Origin of the sequence: Veillonella sp. R32 (assembly GCF_010093125.1) — a bacterium.
GTDB lineage: Bacteria > Bacillota > Negativicutes > Veillonellales > Veillonellaceae > Veillonella_A.
Genome location: NZ_NMZQ01000025.1, coordinates 22315 through 41925, shown reverse-complemented (window position 1 = coordinate 41925; position 19611 = coordinate 22315). Strand labels below are relative to the sequence as shown.

General features: G+C 38.9%; 10 protein-coding genes and 1 tRNA gene. All 11 read right to left on the bottom strand.

Translation table 11 applies throughout. The features are described 5' to 3' along the window. Nucleotides 1–118: 118 nt before the first annotated feature. The 11 genes from VER_RS06110 to VER_RS06060 all read right to left on the bottom strand — a co-directional run bounded on the left by VER_RS06110 (nt 119) and on the right by VER_RS06060 (nt 19235). Entirely contained in the window at nt 119–394 is a 276-nt protein-coding gene (locus tag VER_RS06110; RefSeq protein WP_162099983.1) for a helix-turn-helix domain-containing protein, read from the bottom strand. After that, nucleotides 391–762: a type II toxin-antitoxin system RelE/ParE family toxin gene (locus VER_RS06105; RefSeq protein ID WP_162099982.1), complete on the bottom strand. Its 372-nt coding sequence runs from the start codon at nt 760–762 to the stop codon at nt 391–393. The genes VER_RS06110 and VER_RS06105 overlap by 4 nt, the downstream gene beginning before the upstream one ends. Nucleotides 763–858: 96 nt before the next feature. Next, nucleotides 859–1779, bottom strand: a complete 921-nt coding sequence (locus VER_RS06100; RefSeq protein ID WP_162099981.1) for a M48 family metalloprotease — start codon at nt 1777–1779, stop codon at nt 859–861. Nucleotides 1780–1935: 156 nt separating this feature from the next. Beyond that, a complete protein-coding gene (locus tag VER_RS06095; RefSeq protein WP_238390161.1) occupies nt 1936–2526 on the bottom strand; it encodes a LemA family protein in 591 nt (196 codons plus the stop codon). Nucleotides 2527–2696: 170 nt separating this feature from the next. Continuing rightward, nucleotides 2697–3386, bottom strand: coding sequence for a Fic family protein (locus VER_RS06090; RefSeq protein ID WP_162099980.1), 690 nt, complete (start codon nt 3384–3386; stop codon nt 2697–2699). Between the two features lie 31 nt (nt 3387–3417). Next, nucleotides 3418–3708 (bottom strand): hypothetical protein, encoded by a 291-nt coding sequence (locus tag VER_RS06085; protein ID WP_162099979.1) that lies wholly within the window; start codon nt 3706–3708, stop codon nt 3418–3420. Between the two features lie 264 nt (nt 3709–3972). Continuing rightward, nucleotides 3973–4047: transfer RNA gene (locus VER_RS06080), tRNA-Arg, on the bottom strand. A 93-nt stretch (nt 4048–4140) separates the two neighbouring features. After that, a complete protein-coding gene (uraA, locus tag VER_RS06075; RefSeq protein ID WP_162099978.1) occupies nt 4141–5421 on the bottom strand; it encodes a uracil permease in 1281 nt (426 codons plus the stop codon). A gap of 184 nt (nt 5422–5605) precedes the next feature. Continuing rightward, a complete protein-coding gene (locus tag VER_RS06070; RefSeq protein ID WP_162099977.1) occupies nt 5606–6877 on the bottom strand; it encodes an FtsW/RodA/SpoVE family cell cycle protein in 1272 nt (423 codons plus the stop codon). 3 nt (nt 6878–6880) lie between these two features. Continuing rightward, nucleotides 6881–7531: a tRNA (guanosine(46)-N7)-methyltransferase TrmB gene (gene trmB / locus VER_RS06065; RefSeq protein WP_162099976.1), complete on the bottom strand. Its 651-nt coding sequence runs from the start codon at nt 7529–7531 to the stop codon at nt 6881–6883. 373 nt (nt 7532–7904) lie between these two features. Further along, nucleotides 7905–19235, bottom strand: coding sequence for a YadA-like family protein (locus VER_RS06060; protein ID WP_162099975.1), 11331 nt, complete (start codon nt 19233–19235; stop codon nt 7905–7907). Nucleotides 19236–19611: the final 376 nt, after the last annotated feature.

Sequence of the window (19611 nt, the reverse complement as noted above, 5' to 3'; positions counted from 1 at the left end):
AGGGTTAAATAATAATAAGTTATTATTTAAATAAAAAGCCGCCAAATACACGAATCCCCTAATGTTAAATCTAAATAAAATTAACATTAGGGGAAATAGAAGTACTTAGCGGACTATTTTATATACTAATAATTTGTAATCGTAAACCTAAAGGTTGCATAATTTTTAATAATGTATCAACTTTCGGTATTGTTTTAAATGATTCTATACGTGCTACTGAAGATTGCGGAATCCCACATTGTTCTGCTAACGCACGTTGACTTAACCCTAACTCATTGCGGCGCTTAATAATTGATGTCACTAAAGAACTCAATTCTTCAATTTCTTCAATATCAATTCGATTCTGCTCATCAATTGCTTTAACATGTTTTTTATAATCTTCCCAAGTTCTCATTTATTATCCCCTTTTTTTTGCTGTAAATAATTCTTCTTATTCCTCTTAGCAATTTCAATTTCTCTTCGAGGTGTTTTTTGTGATTTTTTACGGAAATAATGTAATAATACATATTGCTCTTTTTCGTAAGAAAAATAAAAAACTCTATTATTACCTGGCCTTAGCTCCCAAATATCCTCTACAATATGTTTAGTAATATTATTAGGTAAGTTGGTCCCATTCTTTGAAAGTAAGTCAATATAAAACATTAATTGTTTATATTGAATTCTTGCATCTTTACTTGTTTCACCTTTAAGACGTAACCGTTCTAAAAAGTCCCATATTTCTGACTCCCCATTACTTTTCTCATAAAATTCAATATTATACACTTACATCACCTTACATTCCCTAACCTAATGATAGCATATACGCTATCAATTTACAAACACTATTAAATATCTAGCCCCATACATCATCCCGTCTATTTATTTACTGGCTAACTGTTGCAACTTCGCCACCCGCTTATATAATGGCGGATGATCACTAAATAACTGATTAATAAATCCATGCGTATCTCCATAACGGCTTAACTTAGCTAGGGCCGATGCTAACTCTGCGCCTAGCCCCAATTCATAGGCATAGCGATCAGCACGATATTCAGCAATTCGTGAGCCAAAAGGACTTAATAAAACAAACGCCGTATTAACAGCGGAGTTCATAATTCTAACAATAAAATTCAGAGCTAATATAATTAACGTAAAGAACAATGACAAAATATTAATAAAGGGTATAAATCTGATGATATTATGTACAAATACAATGAACCAAATAATGATACCAAAAAGGCGAAGGACTAAATTGTAAGCCGAACCAATAGCAAACGAAGTCATTCCATACGTCGTATCGCGATGAACTAAATGGCTCAACTCATGAGCAAGCACGCCTTTTAATTCGGCCGGCTCCATTTCAGCTAATAGGCCAGCATACACAACTACACGGTCATGCCCCATAGCAAAGGCATTTATCTCACCGCTTTGGCCCACATATAAACGATATCGCTGCGGATTAACGCCTGCCCGTTGACATACATCATCCCAACAAGCTATTAAATAATCACCCAAGTCCCCTTTTGGCTTCGTTATGCCTGCAAAAGATAGATGCAAGCTCTGAATCGGGGGTAATTGATATAAAATAATAAATGCAACGAACAACAAGCCAATCCAAACGCAGGATACAGCAAAGCTATGTTCTGGTAAATTAAAGGCTCGTAAAAATTCAAGAATAAAAGATTGTTCCAGCAAATTTCGAATGCCGAATACAACTAAAATACTATTTATAAAATGTAATACAACGGCAGCAACTATCCCATAAGCAAAAGCCGTTAAAATAACAAGTAAAATTCCCATGGCCGCTCCTTTCTTAATACTTTCTTAGTATCTTATTATCTTCTATTTTTTCTATTATTTTTATTATTTTTTCTTTTCTTATCATTCACTTATTACATACTATAAAAGCTGCAATGAGTCCAACCAGCGGTTTTACTCATCACAGCTTATGATATGTTAAAATTTACCTTTAATTTGTTCAGTTTTGTCTTTCAACTTTTCCGTGCCTTTAATCGCTAATTCTTTAATGGCTTCCGTATTCGCACCACTAAAAGAATTAAACTCGGTTTCGTTATTAGGATCAAAATAAGGGGCTTCTTTAAACCCTAACACAGAAGCAACAAAGACCATTGGTATTTGTGCGATTTCACTATTATAGCCCTTTACAACGCTATTATAAGCTTCTCGCTTTTCAGTCAAAATAGATTCATTCTGCGCAATATTCTGTAAAAATGTATTATAATTAGTGTTTGCTTTTAATTCAGGATATGTATTAGCCAATGCTTGAATGGAAGTAACTGCTTCTGAAGATGCTTTTGCCATTTCTACGTAGTTGCCAGACACTTGAAGTTGCATTAGCTTTTCATATTCCCCATAGCTATTTACAAGCTCAGTAAACTGATTAACAATAGCCACCTTGCGTTCTACTACAACTTTAATATTAGATCTTGCTTCTTTAATTTCCTGATTTAAATTCTGAAGTCGATTGTATTTTTTAATAAAAAATACAATAAGTACAATTAAAATTACAGTTAATAAAAAACTCATTATAAAACTCCTCTCCTTACTTTTATTCATTATAGCAAAAACTTTACTATTTACAAAGTTTTATTTATATATCCCTATAAATTTGAGACTTTCGCCAAGTAGTTTTATCTTTGGATTATGGCATTCAGGTTGGACCTAATGAGCCGTTCCAATACAATTAATTGTTGTTTTTAACTATTAGAAAATTGTTCAATTCTAATTTTTTCATAATTTTTAGCAGCTTTAGCAAATTCATATAAGGCTTGTTTATTATCCGTATTTAATGCATTAATATAAACATCCCGATTCTCTTTTGTTATTACAATTGGTGGAATGTCATTTTGAATGCATGCATGAACAATTAAAGCCCTACCAGTTCGACCATTTCCATCTGGAAATGGATGTATTCTTTCAAAAACATAATGAAAATCCATAATTGCTTCAATCTTTTTATCTTCTATATTAGTATTCTCTAATCTAAAATATAAATTATCTAATGAATTTTTTAATTCACTAGTCACTAAATATGGTTTAGTTGGTTCAAACATAGCCCCTAATATAGCATTTTGAGATACTTTAAATTGTCCTTTATCGTCACGTAAATTATCTAACAAAATAGCATGTGTTTCTTTAATAACATCAATTGTTATCTCATTATTGATGTTATTAATTAAATATGGCATATAATTTCTATAATTTCTTACTTCATAGTATTCCCGTTCATTCATAGCTTTAGGAATATAATTATCAACAATAATACTTTTTGTTTCTCCTAAAGATAATGTATTTCCTTCAATTGCTGTACTATGATGCGCCATTCTAACAGCTAAATCAGCTAAATAATCATTTGTAAATTCTTTTATTATAGTAGATTCTTTCATTTGTATTTCCTTTCAAATATTAGAAAATGTTCTAATTAAATCTAAGAGATAACTCTAGTGAAGATTTACTATCAAAATATTTAAGAATATCAGCAACATTCGGTCTACCTTTCGGTATTATACGGTGATTTAAAAACTTATTTAAATAAGAATCAACGCCTTTGTAATGTCCCACCATATTAATTGGTGCATGATGTCTATCTAACACCTCATCAACATTAGCCCACATTTCATACTGATAAAAATGAAATTTAACAGTAGGTATATCTTTATGCATTAGTAAAAACGTTTTGCCTTTAAATATATCTTGTTGATTACTCACTTTAAATCATCTCTTTCATTCGTAAATTTATAACCCTATAATACAAAGTCCTACTAAGAAAAGTCAATTGTGGGACTTTTTTCTATCCTATAACAGTTATATATTATGGTTAATTGTACAATAAAATTTAAGAATTTAATTTATAACAAAAAAGGTAGAAAATGAGCATTCATTTTCTACCTTTTCCTAAAAAACTGGCTGACAAATTGGCTGACAAACCTATTTTTTCTAATTATTTATTTCTAAAAAGTCAGTAAACATCAATGGTGCGCCTAGCAGGATTCGAACCTGCGCACCCGGTTCCGGAGACCGGCGCTCTATCCCCTGAGCTATAGGCGCATGTATGGGCAACCTTATACACAAAATGCACAAAGGCTACCCAATCATTATAACAGTGCTGATTATAGCCTGTCAAATAACTATCGAATCACTTTAATCATGCTTCAACTGTTTATTACCAAGGCCCGTTTTACGGAAAATAGTAAAGCAAAGGCTAAGTACAATGGCCACTACCGTAGCTAACCCCATCCCTTGAAGAACTACAGGTCCCAAAGATACTTGAGCGCCGCTCAAACCAGTAATCATAACTACGGAGGTTAAAATCAAATTATCAGGCCGTGTATAATCTACTTTACGTTCTACTAGCATACGCAAACCAGATGCTGCAATAATACCAAATAACAGAATGCTTACACCACCCATAACTGGTACAGGAATCGCATGAATTAACGCAGCAATTTTACCAATAAAGGAGAAAATAATAGCCAATACAGCAGCCCCACCAATTACATACACACTAAATACACGTGTAATCGCTAATACGCCGATATTTTCACCATACGTTGTATTTGGTGTGGCACCGAAGAACCCAGACAACACGTTGGCAATCCCATCACCTAATAACGAACGTTGAAGGCCTGGCTCTTTCATAAGGTCACGCCCCACAATATTGCTCGTTACTACTAAATGGCCTACATGTTCAGCAAATACGACAAACAAAGCCGGCATAATCATCAAAATAGCGTTAATATTGAAGACAGGCGCGCTCATGTGAGGTAAGGAGAACCACGCTGCTTCTGACACTTTTGAAAAGTCCACTACGCCCATAAAAGCTGCTAAAATATAGCCTGACACAACGCCAATCAACACAGGAATAACAGCAAAGAACCCACGGAATACAACCGTTCCCAAAATCGTAACAATTAAGGAAAATAAGGAAATCGTCAATACCTGAGCATGCGTCATGCCCAACGTTTGCCAACTATCACCGGTAATCCCAGCCATCCCCATAGCCACGGGACCAAGTTCCAAACCAATAACGGCGATAATAGCCCCCATGGCAGCCGGCGGGAACAATACATCAATCCAACCAATCCCTACGGCACGAACAATGAAGGACAATACAATAAAAGCTAAGCCAAAGGCGATAAAGCCCCCTTGTACCGCTTCATAGGACATCCCCGCCGCCATAACGGATAATACAGGGGCAATAAAAGCAAAACTAGAACCTAAGTAAGAAGGAATTTTACCTTTACAAATGAATAGATACAAAATAGTTCCAATCCCATTCATAAATAATGCTGTCGTTGGATCAGCTTTCAATAAATACGGTACTAATACCGTCGACCCAAACATGGCAAATAAATGCTGAAAACTTAATGGCAACATAGCCGCATTGGACGGCCGTTCAGACACATCAATGAAGTCTTTCATGTCCTCAAAATCCTTTCTTACTACACAAAACACAATATTTATTTTTCTCTCGATACACAGCGAAAATCACATAGCCCTACTCTAACAAGATTTTTACTGAATCTATGACTACTATGCTGTACCTTGCTCTGTACACTAACAAAATTATTTTACGTATCCCTATGCACTACTGGAGTTATTATTCTTACCCATTGGAAGGTCTGAAACGACTGCGCGTTTCCTCTCGTAGCGATGGCATAACACCTTGACTGCCAATCTTACGATTCGCTTCTTCATTAGTCCGTGAAATGCTAAGTAAAATGGCTACAGCCACTACATTCATCAAGAGGGAGGAACCACCATAGGATACAAATGGTAATGGTACCCCAGTAACAGGCAACATGCCACATACCATAAGCATATTAAATACAGCCTGGCCCCCTATGATACAAGTAATCCCTAAAGCCATTAATTTGCCAAAGAAATCACGAGCATCAATAGCTACACGGAAGCCAAAATAAACAAAAGCTAACACTACCAAACTAAGTATAGCCGCCCCTAATAGCCCCGTTTCTTGGGCCCACACCGCAAAGGCAAAGTCCGTATGTGCTTCCGGAAGATAAAAATATTTGGCAGTGCCTTCACCAAGGCCTTGTCCAAATATGCCACCGGAACCAATGGCCAGCATACTCTGCACACTTTGATAACTAAGCGTTTGCGCATGGCCCCACGGATCTAGCCACGCTAAAATACGTTCTAAACGATACGGCGAATGCCAAATCATAACAGCAAATCCAATAAGGCCCACAATCATTACACCGCCTAATTGCCGTAAACTACGTCGATTCAATCGGGCCATAACCATCAAGATAAGAGGAAAGCCAACTATCAACACGGCCGTCCCTGTATCTGGCTGAACCAACGTAATAATTCCAAACGCCAGCGGGGCCCATAACGCCTTAGCAGGCACAGGATATTTACGAGGTTGGCCATTGGCCTCTCTGGATTCAAATAAAGATACCGTAGGAAAGCGTTTGCGCCACTCTTCAATGCATTGCGCCGCCCAAATAACACCTGCTAATTTAGCAAACTCCGAAGGCTGTACCGATAGCCCAAAGGGCAAACTAATCCAACGACGAGCGCCATTGACCACGGTACCAAAAAAGCCGACCCAAACGAGGGATAACAACACTGCCACCATAATCCACATAATGAATTTAGGCTCTTTCAAACGTCTATAATCTAAGTGATAGAAATAGCTCCCTGCCATAAGACTTAGTATTAAAAAGCCAATATGTTTTACAATATTACTTTTTAAAATAGTACCTTGTTGCGCCATTTCAACGGAAGTAGCACTATAAATATTTAAGCTACCGATAAAAATCCAAATGGCAACAACCAAGATAATGCCTTGCGCATCATTGCGTACGAGCCGCTGTAACCAACTATCTTCAGCTCGTTTTGCTTCCTTCGCCATGATTTACGCCTCCTCAGGTTTGATTGCTTCTAGGCGGAAAATTGGCTGTCCTTTTTTGCTAAATTTTTCTTCATATTCAGTCATCACATTCGGCATATCCGTACTATGTAGATCATAAGTTACATTTTTTAACGTCCAACCGCACTCCTTAAACTCCTCTAAAGAGAATAAGAATAAGCCTTCATTGTCCGTTTTAAAATGAATTTCACCTTGTGGTTTTAACAAGCGAGCATATCGATTTAAAAATGTACGATAGGTCAAACGACGCTTAGCATGTCGAGCTTTAGGCCAAGGATCGCAGAAATTAATATAAAAACGATCTACTTCGCCAGGCTCCACCACATCTTCAATGCCAGCAATGTCAAAGAGAGTGACTTTAGCATTAGGCAAGCCCCCTTCAAAGACCTTCTGGGCGGCATAATATAACACGCCTAACTGCACTTCAAAACCAACAAAATTAGCTTCTGGATGAGTTTCAGCCATACCTGCTATGAAACGTCCTTTGCCAGTTCCTAATTCAAAATATAACGGCTTAGTAGGGTCTACGAATAATTCACGCCACGTCCCCTTATGGGCCTCATGGTTCTCCAAAATCACATGTGAATCATACTCGTGAATCGCCTCATCTATCCAAGGTTTTCTACGTAATCGCATACTATCTCCTTTAATTCTATAAAAATCTCTATTTAATTAATTATATAGTATAGCTGTCATTTGCACAACAAAAGGCTGTCCCTAAAATGCCCATTTTGAAACATCTCACCAGTATTTGGCGATAGTATGAACACCTAAGAACAGCCTTCGTCGTAGGATATCCCCAACATATAACTATAGCTACTAGGTCATGAGCTAACTCATCAGCTAGCTCATAAGCGCTACCCCATATAGCGACACCTATAAGTATAGGCTCCCTCATATGTTGAGGATGCTATTCGATTGTAAAACTTGATTTACTTCTTCAATCTTAATTCATTAACCTACTAGTTTTTTTTGTTACTTCTAAAACGACCGTCTTCGACCAATATGTCTATTTACTAATCATCAACGATTGTACTAATTCTTCTAACTTCTTAATACGTTCGTTTTGACTTTCATTTTGAGCTTTCAAATCGTCAATTTCAGTTGTTTGTTTTTCCACATACTCAATTAAACGACCTTTGCTCATGCCAGCATATGGATTAGATTCGCCAAACTTCATGCTTACGCCAAAGTTCATCATATCTTCGCCATTGCCTAAGGTACCACCTACACTAAACATAGTATTTTCATTTGGTCGATAGAACGCACCTAATGCTACTGAACTAGAACCATGATAAGTACCAACACCAGCGGTGAAATTCCACTTATTATCTGGATCATAGTCAAGTGGATGCAAGGCAGCTAATGCAGCAAGACCGGCACCTGATTTATTAATCTTCGTATCCAAACGTGAAATTTGACGCGCATTATTTTGTACTACATTGGCTACTCCATCAATTTGGTCTGTTAATTCTTTTTGCACTTTAAATACTTGGCCGGTTGTCGCTGCATAATTACCATCAGCACTTAACGGAACTGCTTCAACATTACTAATTGGTTTGCCATTTGCATTGATACCCTCTTTAGTAATATACACTTTATCGCCAATAGCAATGCTGTTCCCCACTTTAAGATCTTTGTTCAAGGATAACGTGTATTCATTCTTGCCATCAGTCTTAGGCGCTAAAATGTTGCCATCCCCTTCTTTAATTGTGGTAGCACCAGCAATATTACTGATATTATCCATAATATTCGTAATTTTGCCGTCTACAGCATGAAGTTGATCTTCGGTAGCAGCTCGACCAGTTTCAAAGGTTTCACCATCCCAAGTTTTGTTAGTTAACCCTGTAATTGTGTTATTAGGCTGTTCCCCCTCTTTTGCTATCGTACCATCGATAGTAATACCGCCCACTCTGATTGTTTCATCAAGACTCACTTTTACGCCTTTAGACGGTTCAGACGCATCAACTGGAGTTACTTTTACACCGGTAGCATCGCCTTCAACTTTAGTAACAATACCATTGTTAGTGATGTTAGTAACTTTTTCTTCTAAGTTTGTAACCTTAGTGCCTAGGCCATCAATCTTATCAATTTTCTTTTTAATCGTTTCTTTAACATCAACTTGTATATCATTAGTGGTTAACTGTTTAACTTCTACATAGTCACCACTTACAAAACGTACGGCTGTACCTTTAGTAATACTCCGAGGTGTTACATCATTTACTTGCAATGTCCATACACCAGCTTGGCCAACTTGTGAGCTAATATTACTAATTGCTGTTTGTAATTGCTTTTCAGTAGCTGCTCGATTTTCAACGATACCAGTAGTATCAGGATCCCAATCGGTATTACTTAAACCAGTAATGTATAAACCTTCTACAGCTTTATCTGGTGCATCTTCACCGGCAACTTTTGGCGTAGGTTTTTGCTTAGCAATATAAAGACCGCCTGCTGGCTTTCCTTCTTCATCGGTAGTACCACCAATACGAACACTACCGTCAGGTAAATTAATGTTCTTCGCTAACTTAACGCGTAAGCCAGTAATTTCACTAGTCTTAGAATCTACATCAGCAACTACGCCAATGTTATTATCGCTTAAAGCATCATCTGCAGCGCCACCCTTAATATCTAGCTGCTCGTTAAGTTTTTTAGCTACATATTTAGTAGAATCATCGCCAGCAAACTTCATGCCATCATTGAGAGTGGCTACTTCTGTAACAATTGGATTACCATTAGCATCTTTGCCTGTTTCATAAACAATACGGGTAATACTTTCACCGTCTTTACCGTCAACACCTGGTGTGCCTTCTTTAACAGTAATTTCAGCGATTGCATTCTTACCTGGGGTTCCATCAGCGCCATCTTTACCTTTTTCGCCGACAATCGTAATGCTACCAGGCGTACCATCTTTGCCATCCTTACCTGGTGTACCGATTGTTACCTCACTATTAAGCTTGAGGTCATATACCTTCTTACCGTTAACTTCAGTTAAGCCAAGTTGTAAGTTTCCTTCACCAACATACGTATCCTTAACAGCTGGGGTGCCATCAACTTTAAGTTCTGTATGGTTACTACCAACGGTAGATTCTGCCTTACCAATCTCCTCTATCAACTGATCATAGTTAACAGCATCTGTTCCATTTATACCTTTTGCTACGTTAGTAATACGTTGGTTTCCATTGTCTAAGCCTGTATCAGATAGTTTTACAGTCCCTACATTTGGTTTTTCTACTGGAGTTAATGTTGCATTGTCTTTAGTATACGATTTAGTACCTTCATCATATACAGCATCAGTTAAATCTGTATACCAGTTACCATCTTGGCCTTTTACTAACTTATTACCAGCAGCATCAGTTGCGGCTTCATCAAATGCTACACTACCGTCAGCAAGAGCTAAGTTCTTCGCTAATTTAACACGTAAACCAGTAATTTCACTAGTCTTAGAATCTACATCAGCAACTACGCCAATGTTATTATCACTTAAGCTATCTGCTGCCGCGCCACCTTTAATATCTAACTGTTCATTAAGTTTTTTAGCTACATATTTAGTGTTGTCATCACCAGCAAATTTCATGCCATCATTGAGAGTGGCTACTTCTGTAACAATTGGATTACCATTAGCATCTTTGCCAGTTTCATAAACGATACGAGTAATAGTTTCGCCGTTTTTCCCATCAACGCCTGGAGTGCCTTCTTTGACAGTAATTTCAGCGATTGCATTCTTACCTGGCGTTCCATCAGCACCATCTTTACCTTTTTCGCCGACAATCGTAATGCTACCAGGCGTACCATCTTTACCATCCTTACCTGGTGTACCAACAGTAATGTCTTTACTTAATTTGAAGTCGTAAATCTTTTGACCATCAACGTCTTTAACTGCTACAGCTAAGCCGTTAGTATCTACATACTTACCATAGGCACCATCGGCACCAGCTACTGGAGCTACATCATTTACCTTAATGGCTGTATGATTGTTAGCTAATGATTCCACCTGTTTCAACTGTGCTACGTTAACCGCATCAGTCATCTCTGTACCAGCAGCCAAATTAGTAAGTTGACGAGTCTGCTTACCATCTTCGCCAATGCTTACAGCACCTAATGTACTGTTCCAAATTACCGAATCTTTATTTTCAGTCTTGAACGTTTCTAGTGCTTCACCTTCAACCCCCGGTACATAACCGTATTCTTCACCAGCTTCACGATTAGCTTTAGCACCAGCTCCTAATGCAACAGTCGTTGCTTTTTGAGCCTCTGCACTATAGCCAAGTGCTACCCCTTTTTCTGCCTCAACAGCCTTAGCATTCGAACCAAATACAGCTGCATAATTTGAGTTGTTCACTCTAATAGCTGGACCAACCCCAACTGAGTTAGACGAATTTATAGTAGATGACCAACTTCCAATATGCATAGAGAACTTACTAGCTTCATCGATAGATACCCTTTGACCTAATGCAACAGAGCCTTTACCCAAAGCTTTAGTTTGTTCACCCATAGCAATTGCATAATGACTTGCAGTAGTCGCTTCTTCTTCTTTTTCCGCACCACCAATTGCGATTGCATATGTACCATTAGCTTTACTAAACTCACCTATCGCTGTCCCATTCATATAATCTACATATGCATCTTTACCAATAGCTACTGCTTCTGTTCCATAAGCTCTCGAATTAACTCCTAAAGCAACAGAGTTCATCATTATTGCATTGGCACCCCCACCAATAGCAATTGCTTCTGTACCTGTAGCACCATTATTCTCAGAATTATCCTCTAATGTAGAGTTAATAGATACGTACTTAGTTTTATTTTTAGCTGTACTGCTACTAATATTATCAATCTTCGTATTAATTTCAGTATTTAAATCTTTTAATTGTCCATAGTTAACAGCATCGGTATTGGCTGTGCCAGCAGCTACATTGGTAATCCGTTGGTTGCCATTGTTTAGGCCTGTAGCAGATAATTTTACAGTGCCTACATTTGGGGTTTCTACTGGAGTTAATGTTGCATTGTCTTTAGTATACGATTTAGTACCTTCATCATATACAGCATCAGTTAAATCTGTATACCAGTTACCATCTTGGCCTTTTACTAACTTATTACCAGCAGCATCAGTTGCGGCTTCATCAAATGCTACACTACCGTCAGCAAGAGCTAAGTTCTTCGCTAATTTAACACGTAAACCAGTAATTTCACTAGTCTTAGAATCTACATCAGCAACTACGCCAATGTTATTATCAGTTAAGCCATCTGCAGCAGCGCCACCTTTAATATCTAGCTGTTCATTAAGTTTCTTAGCTACATATTTAGTACCATCATCAACAAAATCATCGCCAGCAAACTTCATACCGTCATTGAGAGTGGCTACTTCTGTAACGATTGAATTACCATTATCATCTTTTTCGCCAGTTTCATAAACGATACGAGTGATAGTTTCGCCGTCTTTACCATCAACGCCTGGTGTGCCTTCTTTAACAGTAATTTCAGCTGTTGCGTTCTTACCATCTTTACCAGCAGGGCCTACCATGCCGATGCTACCAGGCGTACCATCTTTACCATCATTGCCTGGTGTGCCGACAGTAAGCTTATTACTTAATTTGAAGTCGTAAATCTTTTGTCCTTCAACTTCTTTAACCGCTACAGATAAGCCGTTAGTGTCTACATACTTACCATAGGCACCATCGGCACCAGCTACTGGCGCTACATCGTTTACCTTGATGGCTGTATGTTTACCACCAAGGGTATCAGATGTTTCGGAGATGAGTTTTTTTAACTGACCATAGTTAACAGCATCTGTATTGGCTGTACCTTCAGCTACATTAGTAATCCGTTGGTTGCCATTGTCTAGACCTGTGGAGGATAGTTTTACAGTGCCTACATTTGGCGTTTCCACTGGAGATAAAGCTGCATTGTCTTTAGTATAGGACTTAGTATTTTCATCATATACCGCATCAGTTAAATCTGTGTACCAATTGCCATCTTGACCTTTTACTAACTTATTACCTGCATCATCAGTTGCGGCTTCATCAAATGCTACACTACCGTCAGCAAGAACTACGTTCTTCGCTAATTTAACGCGTAAACCAGTTACTTTGCTAGGATCCTTAGAATCTACATCAGCAACTACACCAATATTATTGTCACTCAACGCATCCGCTGCAGCGCCACCTTTAATATCTAGCTGTTCATTAAGTTTCTTAGCTACATATTTAGTACTATCATCGCCAGCAAACTTCATGCCGTCATTGAGAGTAGCTACTTCTGTAACGATTGGGTTACCATTTTCGTCTTTTTCGCCAGTTTCATAAACGATACGAGTGATAGTTTCGCCGTCTTTACCATCAACATCTGGTGTACCTTCTTTGACAGTAATTTCAGCGGTTGCATTCTTACCTGGCGTTCCATCAGCACCATCTTTACCTTTTTCGCCGACAATCGTAATGCTACCAGGCGTACCATCTTTGCCATCCTTACCTGGTGTACCAACAGTAATGTCTTTACTTAATTTAAAGTCGTAAATCTTTTGTCCTTCAGCATCTTTAACTGCTACAGATAAACCATTAGCATCTACATACTTGCCGTAGGCACCATCGGCACCAGCTACTGGCGCTACATCATTTACCTTGATGGCTGTATGATTGTTAGCTAATGATTCCACCTGTTTCAACTGTGCTACGTTAACCGCATCAGTCATTTCTGTGCCAGCCGCTACATGAGTAATTTGACGAGTTACTTCACTATTAATCTTTTTACCTTTTTGTGATGCATCTCGACCTACCGATACAGCTCCATCGGTAGATACAAAGGCTGATACAATATGATTAATCGCTGCATCTACATTATTTAATTGAACCATAGACGCATCTAACTTATCACCTGCAGCATTTTTAGCATCTCTCGCCGCCTTATTAGTAGGATCTTGCTCATAAATGGCATTCAATCGATCATATTCAGCTTGTTGAGTCGCTACTGTTGAGGCCATCGTTTCACGTTGCCCCTTTAATACATTATATTGATCACTTAAACCTACAACTTTTGCCACTTCATCAAGAGAAGTAAATTGAGAGCCAGTTAATGGATTGTACCCTAATACCTTTCCTTCTGTAAACGCTTCAGACTTAGCCCCTAAAGCAACACCATTAGCAACAGTAACAGAAGTTAATGCGCCTAAACCAACACCATAATCCGCTTTTACACTCGCATCACTACCCATTGTAATGCCATAATTGCCTTTATCAACCTCAGCTCGATACCCCATAGCAATAGAGTTAACTGCATTCTTAATATTAGCTCGTTCACCTAACGCTAAGCTGTATTCCGAATTGTTAATCTCTATTTTATAACCAAAAGCAGCACTCTCTTTAGAGTTTATTATTTTCGTCTGTCTACCAACTATTATCCCTGTATTAGAATTATTCACTTCATTTTCAGGACCTATAGCTACACCTGACATAGAGCCTATTACCTTCGAATTATAACCAATAGCTACGCCATGTTGCGAACTCTCTCCATTGACCTTACCTGGCGCTGGTTCGCCTGGAATAACAGCCGCATTAGGGCCAATAGCTATAGCATGGTCTGATTGAGCGCCGGTATTATCTTTATTGCCTTCTACAGTGGAATTTACTGATAAATATTTTACCGCCCCTAATTTATCTATTACAGTTTTAGATAATGCAAGCTTTACCGACTGACCATCTTTAGCTACAGTAGTTGCAATATTATCATCACCATTGATAGCCAATTGTTGAGTTGCTAAATTTATCTTTCCTTCAACTGGTACATCTTCAACTTTATTATCTCCAACAATGCTCAAATTTAATGCTTTTAATTGCTTAACATTAACCGCATCATAATCATCGGCACCACCAGCAACATTCGTAATGCGGCGACGATTAGCCTCTACTGTAGTGTCACCAATAGTATATTCAACATTACCTACCGACACTACACCATCTTCTTTAGCAAAGGTTTCATCTGATAAGTATGATTTTGTTTTTACATCGTCAGCAATATAGGCAAGAGAATTTGAGCCTAATGCGACAGAGTTATTTGAAGCTGTACGCGCAAGGGATCCTATTGCAATAGCATTAGTAACTGAATCTTTACCGTCTAGTGTATTAGTAATTGCATAGTCACCAATAGCGACTGTACTTTCACCATACGCACGAGCCCAGTGGCCTAATGCGGTTGCATTTTTACCATTGGCATTAGCCTGCTGGCCAAGTGCTACTGCATAGTGACCTCTTGCCTTAGCTGCAGTACCAACAGCCACTTCATTTGTATCATGAGCTTCAGCACCTGCCCCTAAAACTGTATTCTGATAGCCAAATGATTTCGCCGTATTACCAATTGCAATAGAGTTCTTATACTCTTGATTTGGATCACCTGAAGTAGTATCATCTTCAGAAATCACAAGCGAATTGTCCGGTATACCTTGCTCTGGAGTTCCACCAGTTTCTGTTTTCTTGCCTATGTAAGACGATATACCAATAGCGATGCCATTAACACCTTGAAGTTGCGCTGTAGCATTACGACCAATTGCAATAGAATCATTGCCAGCTGCATTTGCTTCTAAGCCAATAGCATTAGCTGCTACCCCACTAGCACTGGCCTGTCTACCAAATGCATTGGCTGCCTCACCACTTGCTCTAGAAATAATCCCTAGAGCCTGCGAGTGCATACCAGTCGCCTGTGCATCAAAGCCTACAGCTAATGAAATTTCACCACTAGATGCAGAGTTTTGACCAATAGCAACACTCCACCCACCTGAAGCAATTGCTTCAGTTCCAAGGGCAGTGTCACTAGTATTTTGGGCATTTGCTCTAGAACCTAATGCCACTGTATCATTTGCCTTTGTCTCTGCAGAATTACCAATAGCTACCCCACCTTTTGCAATCGCTTTCGCATCAGGCCCAATAGCAATCGCGTTATTCCCAGTAGCACCAGAATTGTCCTTATTACCTGCTTCAGTGGATTTAATAGATACATATTCAATTGCATTAGCATCTACTTTATTATTCAACGCTTTAAGCTGTGCCACATTAACTGCATCAGTATCTTCGGTACCAGCAGCTACATTGGTAATCTGGCGAGTGCCAGATGCAGTACCTACTGAAATAGCGCCTAAGCCAGATAAATATGGTGAAATAATAGCATTTCTAGCATTCTGACTAGCATAAGCCGCTTGTTTTAATGCGGCTACTTCACCTTTTAGTTGTTCATTATTAGGGTCTTTTTCTAGTTCTTCAAATTTAGCGTTATACGCTGCTACTTTTTCATTAAAGTCTTTTGTGGCAGCCTCATATTCTGCCGATTTCCCTAAATATGAAGCTATATCTGCGGGTTTATTAAAAGTTACACCATCTACTGTATAACCAAGTATACCTTCTTCTCTATCAGCTACCGAATATGCGCCTAGAGCTACACCATCTTCAACATTACCTTCAGAAGAATAGCCTAAAGCCATTGCTTTATCACTAAAAGCTTCCGTATAGCCACCTAGAGCAATAGTATTGGTTCCCTTAGTTTTTGCATTATAACCTATAGCTGTACCATAACTGCCTTCTGAGGTATTAGCCCATGGACCAATAGCAATAGAACGAGCTCCAGCTGCAGTTGTTTTATAACCTAAAGCAGTTGTCATTTCCCCACTAGCTACTGTACTTCTACCTACAGCTAGTGACCAGCCACCATTAGCTTTTGTTTGGGCCCCAATCGCAATACTACTAGATTTTGTGGCTTCTGCTTCCATGCCTAAAGCCACCCCAAATGTATCTGATGCTTTACTACGAGTGCCAAGTGCCATAGCTCCTGCACCACTAGCCTCAGAGGTATCACCAATAGCCACTGTATTTCGGCCAATCGCTTTAGCTTGTCCGCCCATAGCATTAGATTGGAATGCTGCAGATGCCAAATTACCTACAGCTACACCACCTTGCCCTGTAGCCTTCGCCTTGGAACCAATAGCTACAGAAAGGCCATTCGCATCACTTGTTGAATCACTAATGTCAAAAGCATTTGCACCATCACCAATAGCCACACTCAGTCCTCTAGCCTTAGCATAGTTACCAATAGCTACATCGGCTTGCTGTGCATCACCAGCTACAGCCCCTTTACCAATGGCAACACTAAGTTCTGATGCAGCTGCTGAGCTTACCCCAATAACAACACCTTTGCCATCAGTAATATCGCTACCTATTACAATGGCATTATTAATCCCTGCTGTTACATTAGATCCTAGGGCTACCGTATTATTGGCACTAGCGCTTGCATTAGGACCAATCGCTAAAGAGTCAGTGCCTGTTGCACCAGAATTGTCCTTGTTACCTGCTTCAGTGGATTTAATAGATACATATTCAATTGCATTCGCATCTACTTTATTATTCAACGCTTTAAGCTGTGCCACGTTAACTGCATCAGTATCCTCGGTGCCAGCTGCAACGTTAGTAATCTGACGTGTCTTTAAGTCATTACCTACGGAAACAGCTCCTAAGCCAGCTTTATAAGCTCTACTTAATTTATCTTGTTCATCTAAAATCGCATAGAGTTCATTTCGAGCTTGAACAGCAGCTTTATATAATGCCTTATCTTTAGGATTAGCATCAGCGGCTGCTTTTTTCTGCAGCATTTCTTCCTGTTTAGCCAAAGCTTTTGTTGTCAACTCATTGTATTCATCAACTTTGCCTAAATAGACGATTACTTCACCCTCATCTGCAAATGTGCCAGTCTCAGGTGAATAACCAAATGTACCGGCCGCTCTATCAGCAACAGAACTCGAACCGATAGCAATGGAACGTTCAGCTTCTGCCTTAGCACTAGAACCCATAGCCACACTACTGAGCCCTGCTGCTTCAGAATTTGCCCCTAATGCAGTAGCATTTTTACCGCTTGATGTGGCAAAAAATCCTAAAGCTGTACTTCTGTCACCAGAACCAGTTGTTCTACTCCCTATAGCAACCCCTGCATTACTTTCAGCAGTCGCTCTATCACCAATGGCAATCGAAGATTCCGTTTTAGTTTCCGTGTTGCTTACAGCCGCATTACCAATAGCAATGCCAGCTTTACCATTAGCGGTTACACTTGTACCGAGTGCAACTGAAGACTCTCCTAAGGCCTTACTATTTTGACCATAGGCCACACTATAGTCACCAGTAGCTTTAGATTTCCAACCTACCGCTGTATTTCTAGCACTACCAGATGCATCCGCTTCTACACCAATAGCAATACTATTATCTGAAGTTGCTGCAGAGCTTACCCCAATAACAACACCATTGCCATCAGTAATATTGCTACCAATTACAATAGCATTGTCAGTAGCCGCTGTGACCTTAGAGCCAATTGCTACCGTATTAGTAGATTTAGCCGTTGCATTAGGGCCAATAGCGATAGAATCTGTACCAGTAGCACCGGAGTTATCTTTATTACCGTCTTCATTGGAACTAATATCAATGTACTCTACACCACTACCGCTAATGGTACTCATTTTATTGGCAATTCGTGTGTCTACATCTGAACTCAATGCCTGAAGTTGTTTCACATTAACTGCATCGTATTCATCAGCACCACCAGCTACACCAGTAATCCGGCGATGATTGATAGGTGCCTTCTCATCTCCCAAATTTAATTCAAAATTATTGCCTATGGCTACTACACCATTCTCAGCACTAAAATCTTCATTACTTAAATACGACTTAGCTGCTGCATTACCAGTATAAGCATAGGAATTATGTCCTAATGCTACAGAGTTCGGACTAGCTGAAAAACTTGTAAACCCAATGGCCACACCATTATCAGCTAATGTGTGAGATCCCGCACCAATAGCAACGCCACTGCCTTTAGTACTTGAAAAGCTACCAATAGCCACTGAATCATAACTTGGATTGACTTTATAACCAATGCCAACCATATAGCCATACTCATTAGGTGCATCTCTTCCTATATCTTCACCTATTAAAATAGAACGTATGCCATTACTATGTATGCTGTGACCAATACCAATGGAGTTTGTACTCCCATGGCTATTTTCGTCTGTTAACGTTACATTGGTGCCAATAGCGACAGCTCCTCCCGTCATCGATTGGGCTCCACTACCTATAGCTACAGTACTACCACCTAAGGCCTGAGCAGCAGAACCTATCGCTATATTAGCATACTCTTCTTCACTCGCGTTCGCCCCATTACCAATGGCAACAGCTGATTCACTTTTCGCTACAGAGTCTTTGCCTAATGCGACGCCTTTTCCTGTGCCAGGCGTTGGCATAGCTTCACTCTTAATATATAAATCTCTTGTCCACCCTTGTAACTCGGTAATATCTTTGCCAAACTTCGCCACCACCGCATCATACACGGCTTGCTGATCTTCTGTTAAGTCAGCAGCTAAAAGTCCCCCCCAGTATACAAAACAGACGTAGTAGCTAATGTGGCCACTAAAAGTGCTCTTGTTTTTTTATCCATACTAACACGCCCCTTTCATGTAAGCAGTCATTAATAGTTCCCCTACTTGCGTAAAACCTGCACAACCTTCACTAAACCCTCCCAAGTAGTAAAGAAACTATACAGTCTTTTGCATTTAAAACATATTAAATATTACTATTCTGCACTTATATCATTATAATGACATATTTGTCAAATTAAATCAAATTATTTTAAAATTTTTAATTATTATTTTTATACACTCTCTACTATTTTCTTACGTTTATTTTCTTAAAAATTCTTTTATTTTT